The 25066-nt window shown below is 43.6% G+C and carries 17 protein-coding genes and 1 pseudogene; 14 read left to right on the plus strand and 4 right to left on the minus strand.

Annotation, left to right across the window (positions count from 1 at the left end; genetic code table 11):
- Positions 1–56: 56 nt before the first annotated feature.
- Positions 57–1334, minus strand: coding sequence for a citrate synthase (gltA, locus tag CDG60_RS05575; RefSeq protein WP_087513468.1), 1278 nt, complete (start codon positions 1332–1334; stop codon positions 57–59).
- Between the two features lie 1020 nt (positions 1335–2354).
- Between gltA and sdhC the strand changes: the two genes are divergently transcribed.
- From sdhC to sucD, 9 genes are all read left to right on the plus strand, one after another.
- Positions 2355–2753 carry a succinate dehydrogenase, cytochrome b556 subunit gene (gene sdhC / locus CDG60_RS05580; RefSeq protein WP_087513467.1) on the plus strand — a complete coding sequence of 133 codons (399 nt, stop codon included), beginning with the start codon at positions 2355–2357 and terminating at the stop codon, positions 2751–2753.
- On the plus strand, positions 2753–3118 hold the full coding sequence (sdhD, locus tag CDG60_RS05585) for a succinate dehydrogenase, hydrophobic membrane anchor protein (protein WP_087513466.1): 366 nt from the start codon (positions 2753–2755) through the stop codon (positions 3116–3118). The genes sdhC and sdhD overlap by 1 nt, the downstream gene beginning before the upstream one ends.
- 12 nt (positions 3119–3130) lie before the next feature.
- Entirely contained in the window at positions 3131–5029 is a 1899-nt protein-coding gene (locus CDG60_RS05590; RefSeq protein WP_087513465.1) for an FAD-binding protein, read from the plus strand.
- 14 nt (positions 5030–5043) lie between these two features.
- The gene (locus CDG60_RS05595) at positions 5044–5754 is read left to right on the plus strand and encodes a succinate dehydrogenase iron-sulfur subunit (protein WP_087513464.1); all 711 of its coding nucleotides are present in this window, start codon (positions 5044–5046) and stop codon (positions 5752–5754) included.
- A gap of 661 nt (positions 5755–6415) precedes the next feature.
- A complete protein-coding gene (locus CDG60_RS05600) occupies positions 6416–9253 on the plus strand; it encodes a 2-oxoglutarate dehydrogenase E1 component (protein WP_087513463.1) in 2838 nt (945 codons plus the stop codon).
- On the plus strand, positions 9253–10461 hold the full coding sequence (gene odhB, locus CDG60_RS05605; protein WP_087513462.1) for a 2-oxoglutarate dehydrogenase complex dihydrolipoyllysine-residue succinyltransferase: 1209 nt from the start codon (positions 9253–9255) through the stop codon (positions 10459–10461). The genes CDG60_RS05600 and odhB overlap by 1 nt, the downstream gene beginning before the upstream one ends.
- Before the next feature lie 58 nt (positions 10462–10519).
- Entirely contained in the window at positions 10520–11953 is a 1434-nt protein-coding gene (gene lpdA / locus CDG60_RS05610) for a dihydrolipoyl dehydrogenase (RefSeq protein ID WP_087513461.1), read from the plus strand.
- A gap of 173 nt (positions 11954–12126) precedes the next feature.
- The gene (gene sucC, locus CDG60_RS05615) at positions 12127–13293 is read left to right on the plus strand and encodes an ADP-forming succinate--CoA ligase subunit beta (RefSeq protein WP_087513460.1); all 1167 of its coding nucleotides are present in this window, start codon (positions 12127–12129) and stop codon (positions 13291–13293) included.
- 12 nt (positions 13294–13305) lie between these two features.
- Positions 13306–14196, plus strand: a complete 891-nt coding sequence (gene sucD / locus CDG60_RS05620; RefSeq protein WP_087513459.1) for a succinate--CoA ligase subunit alpha — start codon at positions 13306–13308, stop codon at positions 14194–14196.
- Between the two features lie 52 nt (positions 14197–14248).
- On the opposite strand, the gene CDG60_RS05625 is transcribed toward sucD, so the two are convergent.
- The 3 genes from CDG60_RS05625 to trpS form a co-directional block, all read right to left on the minus strand.
- Positions 14249–15961 (minus strand): flotillin family protein, encoded by a 1713-nt coding sequence (locus tag CDG60_RS05625; RefSeq protein ID WP_087513458.1) that lies wholly within the window; start codon positions 15959–15961, stop codon positions 14249–14251.
- A 31-nt stretch (positions 15962–15992) separates the two neighbouring features.
- Positions 15993–16640: a YqiJ family protein gene (locus CDG60_RS05630; RefSeq protein ID WP_087513457.1), complete on the minus strand. Its 648-nt coding sequence runs from the start codon at positions 16638–16640 to the stop codon at positions 15993–15995.
- 393 nt (positions 16641–17033) lie between these two features.
- Positions 17034–18047 carry a tryptophan--tRNA ligase gene (gene trpS, locus CDG60_RS05635; RefSeq protein WP_087513456.1) on the minus strand — a complete coding sequence of 338 codons (1014 nt, stop codon included), beginning with the start codon at positions 18045–18047 and terminating at the stop codon, positions 17034–17036.
- Positions 18048–18244: 197 nt separating this feature from the next.
- On the opposite strand from trpS, the gene CDG60_RS05640 reads away from it, so the two are divergent.
- From CDG60_RS05640 to CDG60_RS18640, 5 genes and pseudogenes are all read left to right on the plus strand, one after another.
- A complete protein-coding gene (locus CDG60_RS05640; RefSeq protein WP_087513455.1) occupies positions 18245–19174 on the plus strand; it encodes a DUF808 domain-containing protein in 930 nt (309 codons plus the stop codon).
- 63 nt (positions 19175–19237) lie between these two features.
- Complete coding sequence (gene ypfJ / locus CDG60_RS05645) at positions 19238–20146, plus strand: KPN_02809 family neutral zinc metallopeptidase (RefSeq protein ID WP_087513454.1); 909 nt, start codon at positions 19238–19240, stop codon at positions 20144–20146.
- Positions 20147–20462: 316 nt separating this feature from the next.
- Positions 20463–21962 carry a cation:proton antiporter gene (locus tag CDG60_RS05650; RefSeq protein ID WP_087513453.1) on the plus strand — a complete coding sequence of 500 codons (1500 nt, stop codon included), beginning with the start codon at positions 20463–20465 and terminating at the stop codon, positions 21960–21962.
- Positions 21963–22282: 320 nt separating this feature from the next.
- A pseudogene (locus CDG60_RS18635) lies at positions 22283–22594 on the plus strand (BapA/Bap/LapF family prefix-like domain-containing protein); the annotation flags it as partial.
- Between the two features lie 112 nt (positions 22595–22706).
- Entirely contained in the window at positions 22707–24701 is a 1995-nt protein-coding gene (locus CDG60_RS18640; RefSeq protein WP_455550166.1) for a hypothetical protein, read from the plus strand.
- Positions 24702–25066 lie beyond the last annotated feature (365 nt).

Raw genomic sequence — 25066 nt, forward strand, 5'->3', positions numbered from 1 at the left:
CCAATAAAAAAACCGCCCAAAAAGGGCGGCTTTTCAGATCAGATCATTCCGAGGAATTAACGACCCTGGATGTCACGCTGAACTTCACCAGTGTAAAGCTGACGTGGACGACCGATTTTGTAAGGACCGCTGTGCATTTCTAACCAATGGCTGATCCAGCCAACTGTACGTGCAAGAGCGAAGATTACAGTAAACATTTCTGTTGGGATACCAATCGCTTTAAGGATGATACCTGAGTAGAAGTCTACGTTAGGGTATAAGTTACGTTTGATGAAGTATTCATCAGAAAGCGCAATACGTTCAAGTTCCATTGCAAGAGCAAGTTGTGGATCGTTGATACCAAGCGCGCTAAGCACTTCGTCGCAAGTCTCTTTCATTACTTTCGCACGTGGATCGAAGTTTTTATAAACGCGGTGACCGAAGCCCATCAGTTTAACTTCTTTAGTCTTCACTTTTTCCATGAAGTCAGCAACGTTTTCTACAGTGCCGATTTCATCAAGCATCTTAAGAACAGCTTCGTTCGCGCCGCCATGAGCAGGGCCCCAAAGTGCAGAGATACCAGCTGCGATACATGCATAAGGGTTAGCGCCAGTAGAACCAGCTAAACGTACTGTAGACGTAGATGCGTTCTGTTCATGGTCAGCATGAAGCGTAAAGATACGGTCCATTGCTTTAGCAAGAATTGGGTCAACTTTGTAGTCTTTGTCTGCAGGTGTAGCAAACATCATATACAGGAAGTTTTCAGCGTAGCTTAAGTCGTTACGCGGATACATGAATGGTTGACCAACAGTGTACTTGTAGCTCCACGCAGCAAGCGTAGGAACTTTAGCAATTAAGCGAATTGCTGTAATTTCGCGGTGATCAACATTTTCAATGTCTAAGTTGTTGTGATAGAACGCAGAAAGTGCGCCTACAACACCAACCATGATCGCCATTGGGTGAGCATCACGACGGAAACCATTGAAGAAACGGCTAACCTGATCGTGAACCATAGTGTGGTTGCGTACTTTAGCGTCAAACTCTACTTTCTGTTCAGCAGTAGGAAGTTCACCGTTTAACAACAGGTAGCAGGTTTCAAGGTAATCTGCTTTAGTTGCAAGCTGGTCAATTGGATAACCACGGTGCAGAAGAACACCTTTACCACCATCGATGAAAGTGATTTTAGACTCGCACGCAGCAGTAGCCATAAAACCAGGATCAAAAGTGAAGTGACCTGCGGCCAACACATCTTTAACGTCGATTACATCTGGGCCCAATGTGCCGCTGTAAATTGGTAATTCAATTTCTTTGCCATCAAGCTGTAAAACGGCTTTCTTGCCAGTTGCTTCAGACATTCAATAGATCTCCTGTCCCGGTGAATGTATATCTGACTCGTAGTACTAATCTTTTAATGCGCGAATCAGACGGATCGAAAATTTGCTACTAGATTAGTGAGTACTGAAATTTTGTCAATTATACTTATGGATAAAAATGACACTATCAAAAGAAGTTTTGTCATAAAATATTCACATAAAAAATGAATAAAATCACAGCACCGACGCATTATAATAAGTTAAATAGGGTTACAGGTGCATAAAAAAATATAAGTATCGTTTTAATTGTAAGTAATTTTAAACAGGGGCTTTTATATTAACTTTGCAGCTAAAAGACAGAAAAATTAAATTAAATTTATATATTATTCATAACTTAGAGACAGGTGAGTGATTCTGTGTGGCTCGGAAAATACTGGAGTTTTATCATTAATAATAATTTTTAATGTGAACTGACTGATTAAAAAATGACTGATTGAACTGCATCTGTTGATTAAGAAATAATCATGAGTGGTTGTGAAACAAATATATTCGACTAAAGATTAATCGCAAGCCTGGACTGTTTTAAAGTTATTCACATACTAAGTTATTATTTCATTTGGTGATATTGAGATATTATTTGAATTTTGTGATGGTCTGTATTTAATTACTAAATACAGCATCCTGAAAAATAACAATAAATGTAGCGTGCTGATGCGTGATGAAATTTCTTTTTTGTTCGCCTTTAGTCTATTGTATATCTCTTTTTTTATCATTTATGTGTTGAACTTGTGAAGTCTTTAATCCATAAAAACCAATGGTATAGGTAGGTTTAGCCTGAGACTGAGTGCGTGCTTTTGTGTTGTTTTAATTGTTAATGATTCTTATTTAAAGACTTTTTATTGAAAACAGATTTGTCATTGTTTGTATTTTGACAGTTCACGTTTTATAATTCAGTGTCGTTTTAAGTTCAGGTACTGCTGAAGTAGGTGCAGTAGCCCGAACAATGCCAGCTTTCCTTCGAATTAATTCCAACAAACTCCGGATGGAGTTTTTACTTACAGGATGCCCGCTGTGAAAAGCAACAGACCTGTCAATTTGTCCATGGGTCAAGTTTTAGATGTAAACTTAAAATCCCCTGTGGCTATTGCATCAATTCTACACCGTCTTTCTGGTGTCATCGTATTTTTACTCGTACCTGTACTTCTGTGGCTTCTGGATAAGTCATTGTCTTCGCCTGAAGGTTTTGCTCAGGTTCAGGCAATCTTCGGTGGCTTTATAGTACGTTTCATCGTATGGGTATTCGTAGCCGGCTTACTGTTCCATTTCATTATGGGTATTAAGCATCTTCTTGCAGACCTTGGTTTTGCAGAGGAACTGCAAAGCGGTCGTGTAGCATCTACTGTTGCACTGATCCTGGCTGCGATTTCTGTTATCGCATCATTTGTATGGATTGTTCTCTGATGAAAAGTGCTACAGGTTTAACCGGTTCAGGTTCCCGCGATTGGTTTATCCAGCGTGTAAGTGCTGTCGTTCTGGCAGTTTATACGGTTGTTGTTCTGGGTTGGATCCTTTGTAATGGTGGTTTCAACTACGAGCAATGGTTTGGCTTCATGATGACAGTTCCAATGAAGATTTTATCTTTATTGGCAGTCTTATCACTTGTTGCACACGCATGGATTGGTATGTGGCAGGTATTCACTGACTACGTGACTACCCGTCAGATGGGTCCTTCAGCATCAGGCTTGCGTCTTGTTCTGACTTCAGCAGTTATTCTTGCTGTGTTTGCATACGCAATCTGGGCAATCCAGATTTTTTGGGCGAATTGATAGGAAAAAATCATGGGCGCTATAACCCCTAAAGAAGATTACACAAATATTCCACACCAGACTTTCGATGCAGTCATCGTTGGTGGTGGTGGTTCAGGTATGCGTGCTTCGTACCAACTTGCTCAAGCTGGTTTAAAAGTTGCAGTATTAACCAAAGTATTCCCAACACGTTCTCATACTGTTGCGGCGCAGGGTGGTATTGGTGCTTCCCTGGGTAACATGCAGGAAGACAACTGGCACTACCACTTCTATGACACTGTAAAAGGTTCAGACTGGTTAGGTGATCAGGACGCGATCGAGTATATGACTCGTGAAGCTCCTCAGGTTGTTTATGAGCTTGAGCACCTGGGTATGCCTTTTGACCGTAACGCAGATGGTACGATTTACCAGCGTCCATTCGGTGGACACGCTGCAAACTACGGTGAAAAGCCAGTTCCACGTGCCTGTGCAGCTGCTGACCGTACAGGTCACGCGCTTCTTCACACGCTTTATCAAAGCAACGTGAAAATGGGTACACAGTTCTTTGTTGAATGGATTGCGCTTGATCTGATCCGTAACGAAGCTGGTGATGTACTGGGTGTAACTGCGATTGACCAGGAAACTGGTAATATTGCTGTATTCCAGGGTAAAGCTACACTGTTCGCTACAGGCGGTGCAGGTCGTGTTTACCGTGCATCTACAAATGCTTATATCAACACTGGTGACGGTCTTGGTATGGCAGCCCGTGCTGGTATTCCATTACAGGATATGGAATTCTGGCAGTTCCACCCGACAGGTGTTGCAGGCGCAGGTGTACTGCTGACTGAAGGCTGTCGTGGTGAAGGTGCGATCCTTCGTAACGATTCTGGTGAACCGTTCATGGAACGTTATGCGCCGACTTTAAAAGATCTGGCACCGCGTGACTTCGTATCACGTTCAATGGACCAGGAAATTAAAGAAGGTCGTGGCTGTGGTCCTAAGAAAGACTACATTCTGCTTGATATGACGCACCTGGGTGCTGACACGATCATGAAACGTCTGCCGTCTGTATTTGAGATCGGTAAGAAATTTGCGAACGTGGACATCACTAAAGAGCCGATTCCAGTTGTTCCTACAATCCATTATCAGATGGGTGGTATTCCTACAAACATTCATGGTCAGGTTGTTCTGCCTGAAAGCCCTGAAACTGTAGCATTTGAAGCGAACTACGATAAAGATACCGGTGTTTATTCACACAATGCGGGTGAACGTAACTTCACTAAGCCTGTAAAAGGTTTCTATGCGATCGGTGAATGTTCATGTGTATCTGTACATGGTGCAAACCGTTTAGGTACAAACTCACTGCTTGACCTTGTTGTATTTGGTAAAGCTGCTGGTGAACACATCATTGATTATGTAACCAAGCATCATGGTGATGAATATACGCCACTGCCAACAACTGTGCTTGAAAACACGCTGAAACGTATCCGTCATCTTGATGATTCGACTTCAGGTGAAAATGCTCAGGAAGTTGCAGATGCAATCCGTGACATCGTTCAGGATCACGCTGGTGTATTCCGTACATCTGCATTGCTTGAAGAGGGTGTTAAGCAGATTCTTGCAATTGAGCCGCGTGTTCGTAACATCCATCTGAAAGACAAATCCAAAGTATTCAACACTGCACGTGTTGAAGCACTTGAAGTTGAAAACCTGTATGAAGTTGCGAAAGCTACTCTGATTTCAGCAGCTGCCCGTAAAGAATGTCGTGGTGCGCATACAGTGGTTGATTTTGAAGAATCACCAGATCACCCAGCTTATCCTTATGGCCGTCGTGATGATGAATGGATGAAACACACATTATGGTTCTCTGCTGATAACCATCTTGAGTACAAGCCAGTGCGTTATAACCCGCTGTCTGTTGAACCAATTCCACCTAAACCACGTACATTCTAATTAGGAGAAGTAAGATGAGTAGAGGTACTCGTACATTTAATATCTACCGCTACGATCCTGATAAGGATAAAGCACCGTACATGCAGACTTTTAAACTGGAACTGACAGATAAGCACCGTATGTTGCTTGATGCTCTTCTGGCACTGAAAGTTGAAGATGAATCTTTAACGTTCCGTCGTTCTTGCCGTGAAGGTATCTGTGGTTCTGATGGTGTGAACATTAACGGTAAAAATGGTCTGGCTTGTCTCTGGAACCTGAATGATTTACCGAATGAAATCACAATCCGTCCTTTACCAGGTCTTCCTGTTGTAAAAGATCTTGTTGTGGATATGAATCAGTTCTACGATCAGTATGACAAAATTCAGCCATTCCTGATCAATAACCAGCCAGCGCCTGCTAGAGAGCGTTTACAGTCTCCTGAAGACCGTGAACATCTTGATGGTCTGTATGAATGTATTCTTTGTGCATGTTGTTCAACTTCATGCCCATCATTCTGGTGGAACCCGGACAAATTCCTGGGTCCATCAGCATTGTTAAATGCATACCGTTTCATTATTGATTCGCGTGATACAGCAACTCAGGATCGTTTATCCCGTCTTGATGACCCGTTCTCTCTGTTCCGCTGTAAGGGTATTATGAACTGCGTGTCAGTTTGCCCTAAAGGTCTGAATCCTACAAAAGCAATTGGTCACATCCGCAGCATGCTGCTTGATATGGCTGGTTAATTTTTCCGGATCAAAAAAAGCACATCTCAGGATGTGCTTTTTTTATGTGTTGTAAGACGGTTAGATTGTCTGAAAATTCTGAATAAAAATGTTATGATGTAACGATATCAGGGGACAGTTCGAGCAGTGTCCTTTTTTATTATGGAAAATTTGATGGTTAATTGTACTTTAGTCTCTCTTGCAAGCAGTTTTTGAATAAAGCACCATATGTTAGATTAAAATATGATGTATGTATTTAGCTGGTTTATGGGAGGTATGTGTCAATTAAATCAATTGAGAGTTGAGAACATGTTACGATTTGACATATCGCTGTATGTGAAAAATGTGCCCGTTATATGTACATTTTCTCAACATTTGCAAATCAGCAAACAGTATATAAATATTCAGTAATCGCTTTAGAAAAGGTAAATCAGAACAGTTACTTTTTCTAAGTCGATTTGCAAAAAATTGCCCAGCCTGGGTTGGGTATTGATGAGTGATGATGCCATTGAGGGCGTTATGATTCATTATTCATACTGGGTAACGCCAGTGTGGTGATAACGCCTCATGGCTTATGTCAGATGAGGACTAATGTCATATTACCAATTTGACATTATTAATCATGGGTTGTGCTTAAAAAGCATCCTGAAAAATGTTTTTGCAATAGGAAATGGGTCCACAAATGCAAGAAGTTGCTGACGCACTGCGTCTTGACACTGAACTTTCCGCTGATAGTGCAGCGTATATTGAAGAACTTTATGAGCAGTATTTGACGGCTCCAGACTCAGTAGGTGCTGACTGGCGTGAATACTTCGATAAATTCCCGAAAGGCGACCAGCCACACAGCAATGTACGTGAGCAATTCCTTTTACTGGGTCGTAATTCAAGCCGTGTCCAGCCAGTTGTTCAAAGCGCAGTCAGTTCTGAACATGAACGTCGCCAGATTGGTGTATTGCAGTTAATTGCAGCATATCGTAACCGTGGTCATCAAAAAGCAAAACTGGATCCATTAGGTCTGGCTAAACGTGAAGACGTGCCTGATCTTGATCTTGCTGCACATGGTTTGACTAAATCTGATCTTGATACTGTATTTAATGCCGGTAATCTTGCAATTGGTAAAACTGAAGCAACTTTAGGTGAAATGGTTAACGCGATGGAAGCAACATATTGTGCTTCTATTGGTGTTGAATACATGCACATTGTTGATACCAAAGAAAAACGCTGGATTCAGCAACGCCTTGAAGGTGCTCGTGGTCAGTTTGGTTTTTCTGCAGAGCAGAAGAAACACGTACTTGAGCGTCTGACAGCTGCTGAAGGCCTGGAAAAATTCCTGGGCAATAAATACGTTGGTGCTAAACGCTTTGGTGTGGAAGGTGGTGAATCTTTCATTCCTATGGTGAACGAATTGATTCAGCGTGCAGGTTCTGTAGGCTGTAAAGAAGTTGTGATCGGGATGCCACACCGTGGTCGTCTGAACCTGCTTGTAAATATCATGGGTAAAAACCCGGCAGACCTTTTTGGTGAATTTGAAGGTAAATCACTGCATAAAAAAGGTTCTGGTGACGTTAAGTATCACCAGGGTTTCTCTTCAAACGTAATGACACCAGGCGGCGAAGTTCACCTGGCACTGGCATTCAACCCATCGCATCTTGAAATCGTTGGACCTGTAGTTGAAGGTTCTGTACGTGCACGTCAGGTTCGTCGTAAAGACATCGGTGGTGATGACGTATTACCGGTGATTGTACACGGTGATGCTGCTTTTGCAGGTCAGGGCGTGAACCAGGAAACTTTCCAGATGTCACAGACTCGTGGTTACACAGTCGGTGGTACGGTTCATATTGTTGTCAATAACCAGGTTGGTTTCACAACATCTGATCCACGCGATGCACGTTCTACAGAATACTGTACAGATATCGCAAAAATGATCCAGGCACCGATTTTCCATGTGAACGGTGATGATCCTGAATCTGTTCTGTTTGTTTCTCAGCTTGCTCACGACTTCCGTCACACATTCCGTAAGGATGTTGTGATTGATATGTTCTGTTACCGTCGTCGTGGTCACAACGAAGCAGACGAGCCAGCTGCAACTCAGCCAATGATGTATCAGGTGATCAACAAAAAAGCGACAACACGTACGCTTTATGCAGATCAGCTTGTACAGCAGAATGTACTTGACCGTGCTGCTGCTGATGCAATGGTTGAAAAATACCGTGAAGACCTTGAAGCAGGCAACCATGTTGCCAATGCACTTGTTCTTGAGCCAAATACGAAAATGTTCGTGGACTGGACACCGTATTTAGGTCACGAATATACAGATGTATGGGATACAACATTCCCGATCGAACGCCTGAAAGAACTTGGCACAAAAATGCGTGAGTTGCCAGAAGGCTTCGTGATGCAGCGTCAAGTTTCAAAAGTCATTGATGACCGTTTAAAAATGCAGACAGGCGAAATGCCACTGAACTGGGGCGCAGCTGAAACTTTAGCTTATGCTTCCATTCTGGACGATGGTTACCTTGTACGTCTGACTGGTGAAGACGTTGGTCGTGGTACATTCTCACACCGTCATGCAAAACTGCATAACCAGGTGGATGGTTCGGTTTATATCCCACTTTGCCACATCAAAGAAAATCAGCCACGTACTGCAATCTATGACTCTCTGTTGTCAGAAATGGCTGTACTTGCGTTTGAATATGGTTATGCAACGACACTGCCACACAGTTTAATTATCTGGGAAGCGCAGTTCGGTGACTTTGCAAACTGTGCGCAGGTTGTGATCGATCAGTTCATTTCTTCTGGTGAAACCAAATGGGAACGTGTGTGTGGTTTAACACTGCTTCTTCCACATGGTTTTGAAGGTCAGGGTCCAGAGCATTCATCTGCACGTCTTGAACGTTTCCTTCAGTTATGTGCTGAAGAAAATATGCAGGTGATCACTCCGACTACGCCAGCTCAGATTTTCCATGCGATGCGTCGTCAGGCAATCCGCCCAATCCGTAAGCCAATGATCGTGACTTCACCGAAGTCATTACTTCGTCACAAACTTGCGACATCCACTCTGGATGAACTGGCGACAGGTACATTCCAGACTGTGATTGATGAAGTGGATAACATTAACAAAGCTGACGTAACACGTCTGGTTCTGTGTGGTGGTAAGGTTTATTACGATCTGCTTGAAAAACGTCGTGAAGAAAATCTGAATATTGCAATTGTCCGTGTTGAACAGTTGTATCCATATCCAGAACAGCGTCTTGCAGAAGTACTGGCTACTTATCCAAACATCAAAGAACTTGTATGGTGTCAGGAAGAGCCGAAGAACCAGGGCGCATGGCTGTTTATCGCACCTCGTTTATACGAAGGCGTAATGAAATCCGGTCAACAAATTAAAATCAGCTACGCAGGTCGTGAAGCTTCAGCTGCACCTGCTTGTGGCTCACCTTACTTGCACGCAAAACAACAAGCTCAGCTCGTATTTGACGCACTTGCGATCGTAGCTGATCAATCAGGAGAAACTAAATAATGGCAACCGAAATTAAAGCACCGGTATTTCCAGAGTCAGTTGCTGACGGTACGATTGCGACCTGGCACAAACAACCAGGTGAAGCTGTATCACGCGATGAAGTAATCTGTGATATTGAAACTGATAAAGTTGTTCTGGAAGTGGTTGCTCCTGCTGATGGTACTATTTCTGCAATCATCAAAAATGAAGGCGATACAGTTCTTTCATCTGAAGTGATTGCACAGTTTGAAGAAGGTGCTGTTTCTGGCGCTGCTGCAACTGAAGCTGTTCAGTCTGAACAGAAAGTTGAACAGGCTGCTTCAAATACTCAGGCAGGTGCTGCACCTGTTGTTGAGCGTGCTCAGCCAGTTGCTGATCAGGCACCAGCGGTACGTAAAGCATTAACTGAAACCGGTATTGCAGCTGCTGACGTAGCGGGTACAGGTCGTGGTGGTCGCATCACTAAAGAAGATGTTGCAAATCATCAGGCTAAACCAGCTGCTGCACCTTTAAGCGTTGCTGTTGGTGAGCGTATTGAAAAACGTGTTCCTATGACACGTCTTCGTAAGCGTGTTGCTGAGCGTCTGCTTGCAGCGACTCAGGAAACTGCAATGCTGACTACGTTCAACGAAGTCAACATGAAGCCAATCATGGAAATGCGCGCACAGTACAAAGATGCGTTTGAAAAACGCCATGGCGCTCGTTTAGGTTTCATGTCTTTCTTTGTTAAAGCAGCGACTGAAGCACTGAAACGCTACCCAGCTGTAAATGCTTCCATTGATGGCGAAGATATCGTTTATCACGGTTTCTATGACATCGGTGTAGCGGTTTCTTCTGAGCGTGGTCTGGTTGTACCTGTACTTCGTGATACTGATCGCATGAACTATGCAGAAGTTGAAAACGGTATCCGTGCATATGCTGGTAAAGCGCGTGACGGTAAACTGGGTATCGAAGATATGACTGGCGGTACATTCACTATTACTAATGGTGGTACTTTCGGTTCATTACTTTCTACGCCTATTCTGAACACACCACAGACAGCTATTCTGGGTATGCATAAAATCCAGGATCGTCCAATGGCTGTAAATGGTCAGGTTGAAATTCTGCCGATGATGTATCTGGCACTTTCTTATGACCACCGTTTAATCGATGGTAAAGAAGCAGTAGGTTTCCTTGTTGCAATTAAAGAATTGCTTGAAGAGCCAGCTCGTTTAATCCTTGATCTTTAATTCTTACGAATAACAATACGGGCTTAGGGTGATCCTCTAGCCCGTTTCTGGAGATAGCATGTCTCAGTTTGATTTAGTAGTAATCGGCGGTGGGCCAGGTGGTTATGAAGCAGCGATCCGTGCTGCACAGCTTGGTTTCAAAGTTGCGTGTATCGAAAAACGTGTACACAAAGGTAAACCATCTCTGGGTGGTACTTGCTTAAACGTAGGTTGTATCCCTTCTAAAGCATTGCTTGATTCTTCACATCACTATGAAGATACACTTCATGGCTTGGATGTACACGGAATCTCAGTTGAAAATGTTCAATTAGACCTTCAAAAACTTCTTGCGCGTAAAGACAAAGTTGTTGATAACTTAACTGGTGGTGTTGCTCAATTATTAAAAGGCAACGGCATTGAGTGGTTACAGGGTACTGGTAAATTACTTGCAGGTAAAAAAGTTGAATTCACACCATTAGAAGGTAGTGATGTTCAGGTTTTAGAACCTAAATTCGTAATTCTTGCGACAGGTTCTGTACCTGTAAACATTCCTGTAGCAAAAGTTGATGAAGACTTAATCGTTGATTCAACTGGCGCATTAGAATTCCAGGAAGTGCCTAAACGTCTTGGCGTAATCGGTGCAGGTGTTATTGGTCTGGAGCTTGGTTCTGTATGGCGTCGTCTGGGTTCTGAAGTTGTTGTGTTTGAAGCACTGGATGCATTTTTACCAATGGCAGACAAAGCTTTGGCAAAAGACTACCAGAAACTTTTGACTAAACAGGGTTTAGACATTCGTGTAGGCGCTAAAGTTGCGGGTACTGAGATTAACGGTCGTGAAGTGACTGTTCAATATACTCAAGGCGGCGAAGACAAAACTCAGACTTTCGATAAATTGATCGTTTGTGTAGGTCGTAAAGCGTATGCAGAAGGTCTATTGAGCGACGATTCAGGTATTAAACTCACTGAACGTGGTCTTGTTGAAGTCAACGACTGGTGTGCAACTTCTGTTGAAGGCGTATATGCAATTGGTGACCTGGTTCGTGGTCCAATGCTTGCACATAAAGCAATGGAAGAAGGTGTAATGGCTGTTGAACGTATGCATGGTCATGCGGCTCAGATCAACTATGACACCATCATCAGCGTAATTTACACACACCCAGAAGCGGCGTGGGTAGGTTTAACTGAAGAACAAGCCAAAGAAAAAGGTCATGAAGTTAAAACAGGTCAATTCCCATTTGCGGTGAATGGTCGTGCTTTAGCTGCCAATGAATCTGCTGGTTTCGTGAAGTTTGTTGCTGATGCGAAAACGGATCGTTTACTGGGTATGCACATCATTGGTCCTGGCGCATCTGACATCGTTCACCAGGGTATGATTGCGCTTGAGTTTGTATCTTCTGTTGAAGACTTACAGCTGATGACTTTTGGTCACCCAACGTATTCAGAAGTGGTTCATGAGGCTGCACTTGCAGTGGATGGACGTGCGATTCACGCGATTCAGCGTAAACGCAAATAAGATCACAAAAAGAGCGGTTTATACCGCTCTTTTTTACGTAATGGTGGTTGTTTTTAAAAGAACAATCATCTAAAAATAAAAGAACAAATTTTAATAATTGCCAATGGTTTGACATGGCGTATGCCTAAATATTGGCAGGTAATAACAACGTGAAAAGTAGTAAAAGGTAAAAAATGAATTTACATGAGTATCAATCGAAAGCGCTGTTAAAAAAATATGGTATGCCAGTGCAGGAAGGCATTTTAATCACAACACCCGATGAAGCATCGAAAGCATTTGACCAGATCGGTGGCAAATTTGCAGTCATGAAAGCTCAGGTTCATGCAGGCGGACGTGGTAAAGCAGGTGGTGTTAAAGTTGTAAAATCTGCCGATGAAGCAGCTGAATATGCCAGAAACTTGATTGGTACAAATTTAGTGACCTATCAGACCGATGCTAATGGTCAGCCTGTAAACAGTATTCTGGTGTGTGAAGATGTTTATCCTGTGGAGCGTGAGCTTTATTTAGGTGCAGTGGTAGACCGTTCAAGCCGTCGTGTAACGTTTATGGCATCGACTGAAGGCGGTGTTGAAATTGAAAAAGTTGCAGAAGAAACTCCTGAAAAAATTATTAAAGTAGAAGTAGATCCACTGGTCGGTTTATTGCCGTTCCAGGCACGTGATGTTGCATTCCAGCTGGGCTTGAAAGATAAACAGATTGCTCAGTTTGTCACGATTATGACAGGTGCATATCAGGCATTTGTTGAAAATGATTTTGCCTTGTTTGAAATCAACCCATTATCTGTTCGTGAAAATGGTGAAATTCTGTGTGTGGATGCAAAAATCGGCATCGACTCAAATGCGTTATACCGCCTTCCTGAAATTTCAGCGATGCGTGATAAATCTCAGGAAAATGAACGTGAGCTGAAAGCATCTGAATTTGACCTGAACTATGTTGCTCTCGAAGGTAACATTGGTTGTATGGTGAATGGTGCAGGTCTTGCAATGGCAACCATGGATATCATTAAACTGTATGGTGGTCAGCCTGCAAACTTCCTGGACGTTGGCGGTGGTGCAACCAAAGACCGTGTGATTGAAGCATTTAAAATCATTCTTTCAGATACATCTGTACAGGGTGTATTGATCAATATCTTCGGTGGTATTGTACGTTGTGACATGATTGCTGAAGCCATTATTGCAGCGGTTCAGGAAGTAAATGTAACTGTACCTGTAGTTGTCCGTTTGGAAGGGAACAATGCAGAGTTAGGTGCAAAATTACTGGATGAATCAGGTTTGAAATTGATTTCTGCGAACGGTCTGGCCGATGCTGCAGAAAAAGTTGTTGCTGCAGTGAAAGCGTAAGGAGTATCAATCATGAGCGTATTAATTAATAAAGACACTAAAGTATTGGTACAGGGCTTTACGGGTAAAAATGGTACTTTCCATTCAGCACAGGCACTGGATTATGGAACAAAAGTGGTGGGTGGGGTAACGCCAGGCAAGGGTGGAACAACTCATCTGGATTTACCTGTATTCAACACCATGCGTGAAGCTGTAAAAGCAACTGGCGCAAATGCAACCTCTATTTATGTACCTGCACCATTTGTGCTGGATTCAATCGTTGAAGCGATTGATTCTGGTATTGAACTGATTGTGGTGATTACTGAGGGTGTGCCGACTTTAGACATGCTGAAAGCTAAGCGTTACCTGGAAACCTATGGTAATGGCGCACGTTTGATTGGTCCTAACTGTCCAGGGATTATCACACCGGGTGAATGTAAGATCGGAATTATGCCTGGGCATATTCATCAGTCCGGTAAAATCGGGATTATTTCACGTTCAGGTACATTGACCTATGAAGCGGTTGCCCAGACGACCAAGCTTGGTTTAGGTCAGTCTACATGTATTGGTATTGGTGGTGATCCAATTCCAGGGATGAACCAGATTGACTGTCTGAAACTGTTCCAGGAAGATCCACAGACTGAAGCCATCATTATGATCGGTGAAATTGGTGGTACTGCGGAAGAAGAAGCTGCTGAATATATTCAGTCCAATGTGACTAAACCTGTAGTGGGTTATATTGCAGGTGTGACTGCACCGAAAGGTAAGCGTATGGGTCACGCAGGTGCGATTATTTCTGGTGGTAAAGGTACAGCAGAAGAGAAGTTTGCTGCATTTGAAAAAGCGGGTATGGCATATACACGCAGTCCAGCAGAGCTGGGTTCCACCATGCTTGAAGTTCTGAAAAAGCAAGGATTGGCTTAATCTTAAGTTGTAAAAAAAGCCCTCATAAGAGGGCTTTTTTATTGGTATGTGATTACTCAGGTTTATGCAGTGGCTTCAGACTTTGGGTCAGTCCATTAATGTCTCCGCCCTGAATGCCCAGTTCATTCATCAGGCTGTCAATCAAAGGTGCCTGAGAGCGATAACGTAATGCACTGTTCACCACCTGATCGGACAGCGGAATATTGCTGTTATCAGACTGAGCCTCTCCTGAAGATGCAATACCTGCACCATGCAGACCATTGACCTGCAAAATCTTAATATCGTCAATGTTTTCCATAGGCTTAACACTTTCACGGATAATTTCAGGTAAGTATTTAAGCAGGGCAAGACGGATCTGCATTTCAACCTGTTCGCTTGAAAGTACGTTGTTGGCTTCATTGACCGCACGTGTACCCTCTGCATCGACCTGATACTGTTTTTCCATCGCCTGAGCCAGCAGGACTTTGGCATCTGCTTCACCTTTGGCTTTCAAACGGACTTTTTCAGCTTCAGCTTCGGCAGAAATACGGATGGCTTCAGCCTCATCTGCAGCAGCTTTTTTACCTGCATCTGCGGCAACTGTGATGGCAATGGCATCTTTTTCTGCAGCCTGTTTTGCAGCGACCAGTTCAACCGCTTTTTCACGCTCTGCACGTTGGGTATCACGAACGGTCTGAACTTCTTCTTCTGCTTTTACCGCCTGAGCACGTGCCTGGTCAGCCTGAGCTTTGGCTTCAGACTCGGCACGGGATTTTTCTGCAATGGCAATTGCACGATCCTGTTCAGCCAGCTCAATGGTTTTTTTCTGCTCAACCTGAGCTTTCTGAATAAGCTGGGCTTTCTGAATATTTTCATTTTCAACATCACGGGCAGAAGCAATCCGTTTCAGTTCAACTTCACGTTCAGCTGCAATCTGAGCTTCTTCTGCTTCACGTTTTTTTGCTGCTTCCTGCGCTGCAATTTCAGATAACTGTTCAGCACGACGGACAGCAATTTCACGTTCCTGCTGTAATTTTGCATATTCTTCTTCACGTAAAATCTGTAAGCGAGCCTGTTCTGCTTCAAGATTTTTAGTTTTAATCGCCAGATCCGTATCCTGTTCAATATGATTACGTTTACGACGGCGGTCTTCAATAGTTTCAGTCAGTTTGGTCAGACCTTCAGCATCAAAAGCATTCTGAGGGTTAAAATATTTAAATCCAGTCTGATCCAGACCGGTCAGTGAAACAGTTTCAAGTTCCAGACCATTTTTAAACAGATCTTCGGATACAACCTGCTGAACTTTCTGGACAAAATCGACGCGTTTTTCATGCAGTTCTTCCATCGCCATTTCGGCAGCAACGGCACGCAGTGAGTCTACAAACTTACCTTCAACCAGGTTTTTTAGTTCATTGGGTGACATGGTTTTCTGACCGAGAGTCTGAGCTGCGGTTGCAATGGATTCTGCGGTTGGTTTTACACGGACATAAAATTCTGCCATGACATCAACACGCATACGGTCACGGGTAATTAATGCCTGATCATCTGCACGTCTGACTTCGAGACGTAAAGTATTCATGTTGACAGGGATGGTTTCATGTAAAACAGGGAGAACGATTGCACCACCGCCCAGAATGACTTTTTCACCACCGAAACCGGTTCTGACAAAAGAAATTTCTTTACTTGAGCGGCGATAGAGTCTGGCGATTACTATTCCAATAACCACAAAGGCGACAAGGATGACACCTGCAATAATTAAAATATTCATGAGGTTTGAGTTCAGCATTGTTTATTATTCCAAAGGTTTTAATAAAAATTTATACAGATACTGCAAGAAAGCCTATACTGGTCTTTTCAGATAAAATAACGGATTGTCCCTGACTGAAGATTTCATCTTCTTCAGGTTCGACGAGTATGTAATGGATCTGACCAAACTGATCTTTGACTTTGGCCTGTGCAGGGGAGTGCTGTTTTGCTTCACCAAGAATAATAACGGCTGTCCGGCCAATCAGCTCTTCACTGAAAATAGCAGTCGTTTCATCTTTGGGTAAAATTTTTGCAATCAGCATACTGCTGTATCTGACCAGAGGCATGCAGATAAACAGGCAGGCAGGAGCAATAATCCAGGCAGAAAAATAATGTGATGTAAACTGATAAAAAACTGTCTGTGCGATCAGACCTGTCAGACCATAGATGGTCAGGAAAATAATCAGCCAGATCAGCAGGGGCACACGACCGATATACAACCAGTCCAGCAACTGAATAAACAGGTTTGGGCTGCCATCCATGCCAGTATCAGCATGCTGAGGAGAAGAGGACAGGTCATCAGGTAAAAACTGATCCAGCAGACCCTGAGAGCCTCCACCAGCAATCAGCAGCATTAATTCCAGAATACCTAGCATGAACATCAGGCTTAGACTGATACTGAAGGCATAATTGGACGGATGGGTAATCAGTTCCCACATTGCATATTTTCTCTATTGTTATTTCGTTGAAAAATTTGTTGTAAAAGTAAACAGCTTTAAAGATAACATGATGTCTGTAATTAAGTCTAAAAATACCGGGTAATAATCTACTTTTCTTCAGACAAAAAAATACGCAATGACTGGGGTGATCATTGCGTTGAACCAGCGGTCTGCTTACACAGACATGGAAAAGGAGAAATGAATGAAGAATTGCTTCAGCTCTCATTGCTGATCATCATAAAATGAATGGGGGCATTACTTCATGATATTTCACGTAAAGACATGTAAGATCACGTTACTAACAATATGTTAGTTTAAAATTTTCAGACTTTTATATAGAAAAAAGCTCTTAAAATATTAAGAGCTTTTTTCTTTTCAGCAACGCAAATTCAATCAGAAGTGGAATACACCTAAACCTGATTTAACTTCATCGAGTGTCTGCTGAGTGATATCACGGCACTTGTCTGTTCCAGCCTTAAGAATATCCATGATGTAATCAGGATCTTTAGCCAGTTCAATACGACGTTCACGGATAGGACCGATCAGCTCTTTCAGCACACCTTCAAGGCGTTTTTTGACAGTTCCATCACCCAGTCCACCGCGGCGGTAATGAGCTTTGAGTTCTTCAAGTTCTTCTTTATTGGTATCAAAAGCATCCAGATAGGTAAACACGACATTACCTTCCACCTGACCCGGATCTTCCACACGGAGGTGATTAGGATCAGTATACATGGCATTGACCGCTTTTTTGATATCTTTGTCAGTGGCATCCAGCACAATGGTGTTACCCAGTGATTTTGACATTTTTGCTTTGCCGTCAAAGCCTGGTAAACGACTCATATTTGACAGCAGTGCTTTACATTCAGGCAGCAGATCCTGACCAATCTGACGGTTGATACGACGCACAATTTCATTGGTCTGTTCAATCATTGGAATCTGATCTTCACCCACAGGAACGACAGTCGCTTTAAATGCGGTAATGTCAGCAGCCTGAGCAACTGGGTAGCACAGGAATCCCGCAGGAATATCACGTTCAAAACCACGCATCTGGATTTCAGATTTAATGGTTGGATTACGTTCCAGGCGGGAAACAGTAACAAAGTTCAGATAGAGCATGGTCAGCTCATTCAGCGCAGGCAGGCAGGACTGAACACAGATGGTGGTTCTGGTCGGATCAATACCGACAGCCAGATAATCTGTTGCAACTTCCAGAATGTTGCGACGGACTTTTTCGAAGTTGTCGGCATTATCTGTCAGTGCCTGAGCATCTGCCAGCAACAGATGCTGGTGGTGAGAATCCTGTAAACCGACTCGGGAACGTAAAGAACCAACGAAATGACCTAAGTGAAGTTGTCCTGTCGGACGGTCGCCTGTCAGAATAACAGGGCGATTGTCTTGATTGCTCATTATCTTTTCCAGCAGTAATCGCACTATGACTGTGTTTTAAATTGGCTGTTATTGTACGGCATAATTTTTTTTTATGTCAGCACAATAAAAATGAAATGTCGTAATTTAAAAATATTGCTGCTATTAATGAAGCAAGTACAGAATTTTTTTGCAGACACATTTAGAATGCACAGATTACTGATAAAAGGAAAATAATAATGGCGAGTAGCCTATTAATATTACTTGATGATATTGCAGCAGTTCTGGACGATGTCGCAGTCATGAGTAAAATGGCAGCAAAAAAAACAGCAGGAGTACTGGGTGATGACCTAGCACTGAATGCGCAGCAGGTCAGCGGTGTTCGTACCGACAGAGAATTGCCGGTTGTCTGGAGTGTGGCAAAAGGGTCATTTGTCAATAAACTGATTCTGGTTCCACTGGCACTTTTGATCAGTGTATTTGCACCGTGGTTAATCAATCCTTTACTGATGCTGGGTGGTCTGTTTCTATGTTATGAGGGCGTAGAGAAAGTCATCCACAGTCTGCATCATAAAAAAGCCAGAACTGCGGAAGAAGCTCAGACAGAACTGAAAGAAATAGAAACAGATATGGAAACATTTGAAAAAGATAAAATTAAAGGTGCTGTACGCACCGATTTTATTCTTTCAGCTGAAATTGTGGTGATTTCTCTAGGTACGGTCGCAGCGGCAAGCTTTGGCACAAAAGTCATGGTACTGTCAGTCATTGCTATTCTGATGACGGTTGGGGTCTATGGGTTTGTTGCCATGATTGTGAAAATTGATGATCTTGGGCTGTATCTGACTGAACAGGCATCCGCGCTGAAACAGAAAATCGGACGTGGTTTACTGGCATTTGCCCCCAAACTGATGAAAACACTGACTGTGGTTGGAACACTGGCGATGTTTCTGGTGGGTGGCGGTATTATTAATCATGCCATTCCATTTTTTCATCACTTCACTGAAGATACAGTCCATCAGGCAGAGCTTATTCCAAATGTAGGCAGTATCATTGGTGCTGTGACACCAACGTTTATTAACCTGTTGACGGGCTTAATAGCAGGGTTGCTGGTTGTGGTTGTGGTTTCTGTTATTCAGAAATTCTGGCCGAAGTCTGAAGCTGGTCAGTAGTACTGGAATCAGTACGACCTGCAGATTGATTAATGTAAATATAAAAACTGAAGGAACATCACTATGCGTTGGAAAGGACGTCGCGTCAGTGCGAATGTGGAAGACCGCCGTGGTGGCGGTGGTGGTGCAAAAGCAGGTGGTATCAGTATTCTGGGGATAGTGGTTGCTTTTGTGGCGTGGAAGTTTTTTGGTGTCGATCCGCAGCAGGCGTATCAGGCTACCAAACAGGTGACATCGCATACTCAGTCTGCGGAAACCTCAGGTCTGGACAATCCAACGCCTGAACAGCAGGAAGCGATGGAATTTGTAGGAACTGTACTGGGCGATACAGAAGATACCTGGAATAAAGTTTTTCAGGAACAGCTGAATACCCAGTATCAGCCACCCAAACTTGTGATGTTCAGCGGAGTGGTCAATTCAGGTTGTGGAACTGCGCAGTCTGCAATGGGACCGTTTTATTGTCCTGCTGACAGAAAAGTTTATATTGATACCGCATTTTTTAAAGATATGCGTCAGCAGATGGGGATTTCTGGGGAACAGAACCAGACTGAGCTGACCCGTCAGGATCAGGCTGGAGATTTTGCTCAGGCTTATGTGATTGCGCATGAAGTGGGTCATCATATTCAGACCCTGCTTGGAATTTCTGATCAGGTGCATAAAGCACGTTCACAGTCGAGTCAGACAGAGGGTAATCAGCTGTCAGTTCGTCAGGAATTACAGGCCGACTGTCTGGCAGGTATCTGGGCAAATCACACTCAGCAGCGTACACAGTTTCTTGAAAAAGGGGATATCGAGGAAGCAATGGATGCTGCCCATAAAATCGGTGATGACTATTTACAGAAAAGAGCCACAGGGCAGGTTGTACCGGACAGCTTCACGCATGGTTCCAGTCAGCAGCGTATGAAGTGGTTCAGTCTGGGACTGAATTCAGGCAACATTAACGATTGTGATACTTTTAATAACGCAATCTGAAGCAATACAGCTGTTCTTATTCATCAGGAGTCTTTCAAGGCTCCTTTTTTTTGATGTGAGTTTTGGGTGATACAGGATTATTTTTATTTCCAGGCAATTTTTATGTTAAGAAAAATTATTTTTTATAGGGACTTAAATTAAATAAGTTTAGAATTATCTGACTTTCCGCATTTTCTTTGCTCTGTATTGTCAGATCAGGAGAATCCGTATGCTGAAAGTTTACTGAGAAGATAAATGCTTTCCCTGTTTTTATTTCTAATCAAATAGTTCATATATCTGCATTTATTCCATGTTTAAACGAACACCAGGAAGTTTCATGGGAAATTATTTTTTTCTGCAAGTGCTGACGGTCATTTTTGCCTTATCCATTGCAACAACAATTTTTAATAAACGGATACTGGGCTTTCCTCAGGCAATCGGCGTTCCGCTTGTTTCAGCCGTTTTCGTATTTTTACTTCAGTGGGGTGCCAGCCTTTTAAGTGGTAATCAGTTTATTACCATCAATATTCATAATATTGAAGAAGCAGTCCGGCATATTGATTTTTATGACTTCCTGATCAATGGTGTGATCTGTTTTATTCTGACATCTTCTGCGCTGAAATTTAAAGTCTCTGATTTAAAGTACCACTGGAAGCCGATCAGTATTCTCGCCAGTATTGCGCTTGTATTGTGTGCAGTATTTTTTGGTGTGACGCTGTATGGCTATCAGTTCCTGATTGGTCAGCAGGTGGATCTGCTCGTGCTTTTACTGTTAGGGGCTGCACTGGGTGCAACAGATCCGATCGGTATTAAAGGTGTTTTAAGTTCTGTCAGAGCACCGCATCATCTGATTGTAAAACTGGAAGGTGAATCTCTGTTCAATGATGCGATGTGTATCGCCGTGTTCATGACTTTACTGAATGTACTGCAGGGTGAGCATTTTTCTCTGATTGGGACGCTGGAAACCTTACTTTACGAAATTGTTGTAGCTGTGATTATTGGCTGGGCATTTGGTCTGGGCATTCTGCGCATACTTCGTGGAAAGCATGAGATGGAATCACTGATTCTGACGACGGCTTTACTTGCCTGTGGTTCTTATCTGGTTGCACTGTTCGCTCATGCTTCTGCTCCAATTGCCTGTGTAATTGGTGGACTGATTGTCGGTAATAAATGGAAAGAGATTTTACAGGAACGTGAAATCAGAGAAGTGAATCACTTCTGGCATACAGTTGAAGGAATTATCAATTCTTTTCTGTTTACCCTGATCGGGCTTGAACTGTTTATTTTGGATTTAAGTATCAGCCTCATTCTTGGGGGAATGGTTGCATTTGTGATTCTGCATGTTTCAAGATTTGCGGCAAATTATCTGTCTTTTTCATTTTTTCCAAGTTTCAGACACAAAAGTTATAACGGCAGTCTGACCATACTGTCCTGGGGTGGCGTTCGGGGAGGTATTTCCTTGGCACTGATTCTGGCTGTCGCGAATATTCCTCAGCTGAGTCAGTACAGTAGTATCCTGATTGGTTATACATTTATCAGTGTACTTTTATCCGGTGTGGTCTGTGGGCTGGGACTGCCGGCTGTGATGAATGCTTTTTATTACAATCCAAATGAAGAAAAAGAAGGGTTCAAAGGATGGTATCAGCGTTTATGTCACAGGATGAACAGAAAGGGTTATCAGTATATTGTCGGGGAGGATGTCAATGGTAATGAGACCATTACAGTCTATAAACCTGAATTACTGATAGACAAAAAGACAGAAGATGGGGTCGCGGTATTGCATGATCCTGAAAAAGTTCAGCAAGTCAAGAGTTTCGAAAACCCTCAAAGTTTCTGATTTTGAGCTGAATGCATCAAAAAGGGGCGAAAATGCCCCTTTGTCTTTTTTATGAAATAATTGTGAAAAAATCAAATATATAACAGGAGGATGGTTACAAAAATTTTTTTAAGAATTGCTGAAAATAAGTTGATGTTATTCAGTGGATATTTACCGATTAGGCTGAAATTTCAAAGAGCCTCTCTCTTTTCGTCATGTTTTATTAAGCATAAAGATTAAAAAGTGTGATAAAAGTCACTATTCAGAGCTTTATTTAATGAATTGTAGATACAAATCATTACAAAAAATGCCAAAATCTTAAAGATAAGAGGGCGTGCCGCATGCCGCAGATATCGGTTATATCAAAAGAAACGCATCAGTTATTATCGCAGGTCAATGCAGATAAGGTGGGTGTGACAGAAAACTCGGTCATTGTAGTCAAAATCCCGAAAGAGGATGTTGCTTCAATCACACGTGATGGTAATAATGCAATTATTACCTTGAAAAATGGCGAAGTTGTTGTAGTAGAAGGGTTCTTCAGTGAACAGACCCCGGACAACAGTCTCGTGTTTGAAGGTGATGATGGTTCATTGTTTTGGGCCAACTTCACAAATGCCGATGGCACAATAGCTGAAACAATAAAATACCAGGCTATAGAAGAAATTGAACCACTGCTGTATCACGACAATCTGGCAGGCATTTTATTGCCATGGGTTGCGGGTGCGGGTGGTGTAGGTATTATTGCAGCTGCTGCAAATAATGACGATGATGATCGTAAGCCGGAAACTGACTCTGACAGCGATTCTGACAGCGACAGCGATTCAGACTCTGACAGTGATTCTGACTCTGATTCTGACAGCGATTCTGACAGCGATTCTGATTCCGACAGCGATTCCGACTCCGACAGTGATTCTGACTCTGACAGTGATTCTGACTCTGACAGTGATTCTGACTCTGACAGCGATTCCGACTCTGACAGCGATTCCGACTCTGACAGTGACTCTGATTCCGACAGTGATTCTGACTCTGACAGCGACTCTGATTCCGACAGCGACTCTGATTCCGACAGCGATTCTGATTCTGACAGCGACTCCGATTCTGACTCTGACAGCGACTCAGACTCTGACAGCGATTCTGATTCCGACAGCGATTCCGACTCTGACAGCGACAGTGATTCAGACTCTGACAGTGATTCTGACTCTGACAGCGATTCTGATTCCGACAGCGATTCTGATTCCGACAGCGATTCTGATTCCGACAGCGATTCCGACTCCGACAGTGATTCTGACTCTGACAGCGATTCTGATTCCGACAGCGATTCCGACTCCGACAGTGATTCTGACTCTGACAGTGATTCTGATTCCGACAGCGATTCCGACTCTGACAGTGACTCTGATTCCGACAGTGATTCTGACTCTGACAGCGACTCTGATTCCGACAGCGATTCTGATTCTGACAGCGACTCAGACTCTGACAGCGACTCAGACTCTGACAGCGACTCAGACTCTGATTCCGACAGCGACTCTGATTCTGACTCTGACAGTGATTCTGACTCTGACAGTGATTCTGATAGCGACAGCGACTCTGATTCTGACAGCGACTCAGACTCTGACAGCGACAGCGACAGCGACTCTGACTCAGACAGCGATTCTGACTCAGACAGCGATTCTGACTCAGACAGCGACTCTGACTCTGACAGCGACTCTGACTCTGACAGCGACAGCGATTCTGATTCCGACAGCGACTCTGATTCCGACAGCGATTCTGACTCAGACAGCGATTCTGACTCAGACAGCGACTCTGACTCTGACAGCGACAGCGATTCTGACTCCGACAGCGATTCTGACTCGGACAGCGATTCTGATTCTGACTCTGACAGTGATTCTGACAGCGATTCTGACTCTGACAGCGATTCTGATAGCGACAGCGACTCAGACTCTGACAGCGACAGTGACTCTGATAGCGACAGCGATTCAGACTCGGACAGCGATTCTGATTCCGACAGCGACTCCGATTCTGACTCTGACAGCGATTCTGACTCTGACAGCGATTCTGATTCCGACAGCGATTCTGATTCCGACAGCGACTCCGATTCTGACTCTGACAGCGATTCTGACTCCGACAGCGACTCTGATTCTGACTCTGACAGCGATTCTGATTCCGACAGCGACTCTGACTCTGACAGCGATTCTGACTCTGACAGCGATTCTGATTCCGACAGCGACTCTGATTCTGACTCTGACAGCGAGACTCTCTCAGATTCCGACAGCGACTCTGATTCTGACTCTGACAGCGATTCTGACTCTGACAGCGACTCTGATTCCGACAGCGATTCAGACTCTGACAGTGACTCTGATTCCGACAGCGATTCTGACAGCGACAGCGACTCTGACAGCGACAGCGATTCTGACTCGGACAGCGACTCTGACTCTGACAGCGACAGCGATTCTGACTCTGACAGCGACTCTGATAGCGACAGCGATTCTGATAGCGACAGCGACTCAGACTCTGACAGCGACTCAGACTCTGACAGCGACAGCGATTCTGATTCTGACAGCGATTCTGATTCCGACAGCGATTCCGACTCTGACAGCGACAGTGATTCAGACTCTGACAGTGATTCTGACTCTGACAGCGATTCTGATTCCGACAGCGATTCTGATTCCGACAGCGATTCCGACTCCGACAGTGATTCTGACTCTGACAGCGATTCTGACTCTGACAGCGATTCCGACTCTGACAGCGACTCTGAGACTCTGACAGTGATTCTGACTCTGACAGCGATTCTGATTCCGACAGCGATTCTGACAGCGATTCTGACAGCGACTCTTCTGACTCTGACAGCGATTCTCTCTGACATTCTGACTCTGCGACTCTGATCTGATTCAGCGATTCTGATTCTGACAGCGACACAGCGATTCCGACTTCTGACAGCGATTCAGACGACACAGCGATTCTGATTCCGACAGACGATTCAGCGACTCTGATTCTGACTCTGACTTCTGATTCTGACAGCGATTCTGACTTCTGACAGACTCTGACAGCGATTCTGATTCTGACAGCGACACAGCGATTCTGACGACAGCGACTCTGACAGCGATTCTGACTCTGACAGCGATTCTGAC

It is taken from the genome of Acinetobacter chinensis (assembly GCF_002165375.2).
Lineage (GTDB): Bacteria > Pseudomonadota > Gammaproteobacteria > Pseudomonadales > Moraxellaceae > Acinetobacter > Acinetobacter chinensis.

Coding starts and splice junctions, on each gene's coding strand:
- sucD (WP_087513459.1), top strand. CDS start 13,306: ATGAGCGTATTAATTAATAAAGACACTAAAGTATTGGTACAGGGCTTT.
- CDG60_RS05625 (WP_087513458.1), bottom strand. CDS start 15,961: ATGCTGAACTCAAACCTCATGAATATTTTAATTATTGCAGGTGTCATC.
- gltA (WP_087513468.1), bottom strand. CDS start 1,334: ATGTCTGAAGCAACTGGCAAGAAAGCCGTTTTACAGCTTGATGGCAAA.
- odhB (WP_087513462.1), top strand. CDS start 9,253: ATGGCAACCGAAATTAAAGCACCGGTATTTCCAGAGTCAGTTGCTGAC.
- CDG60_RS18640 (WP_455550166.1), top strand. CDS start 22,707: ATGATGATCGTAAGCCGGAAACTGACTCTGACAGCGATTCTGACAGCG.
- CDG60_RS05590 (WP_087513465.1), top strand. CDS start 3,131: ATGGGCGCTATAACCCCTAAAGAAGATTACACAAATATTCCACACCAG.
- CDG60_RS05595 (WP_087513464.1), top strand. CDS start 5,044: ATGAGTAGAGGTACTCGTACATTTAATATCTACCGCTACGATCCTGAT.
- trpS (WP_087513456.1), bottom strand. CDS start 18,047: ATGAGCAATCAAGACAATCGCCCTGTTATTCTGACAGGCGACCGTCCG.
- sucC (WP_087513460.1), top strand. CDS start 12,127: ATGAATTTACATGAGTATCAATCGAAAGCGCTGTTAAAAAAATATGGT.
- CDG60_RS05600 (WP_087513463.1), top strand. CDS start 6,416: ATGCAAGAAGTTGCTGACGCACTGCGTCTTGACACTGAACTTTCCGCT.
- CDG60_RS05630 (WP_087513457.1), bottom strand. CDS start 16,640: ATGTGGGAACTGATTACCCATCCGTCCAATTATGCCTTCAGTATCAGT.
- CDG60_RS05640 (WP_087513455.1), top strand. CDS start 18,245: ATGGCGAGTAGCCTATTAATATTACTTGATGATATTGCAGCAGTTCTG.
- ypfJ (WP_087513454.1), top strand. CDS start 19,238: ATGCGTTGGAAAGGACGTCGCGTCAGTGCGAATGTGGAAGACCGCCGT.
- sdhD (WP_087513466.1), top strand. CDS start 2,753: ATGAAAAGTGCTACAGGTTTAACCGGTTCAGGTTCCCGCGATTGGTTT.
- lpdA (WP_087513461.1), top strand. CDS start 10,520: ATGTCTCAGTTTGATTTAGTAGTAATCGGCGGTGGGCCAGGTGGTTAT.
- sdhC (WP_087513467.1), top strand. CDS start 2,355: ATGCCCGCTGTGAAAAGCAACAGACCTGTCAATTTGTCCATGGGTCAA.
- CDG60_RS05650 (WP_087513453.1), top strand. CDS start 20,463: ATGGGAAATTATTTTTTTCTGCAAGTGCTGACGGTCATTTTTGCCTTA.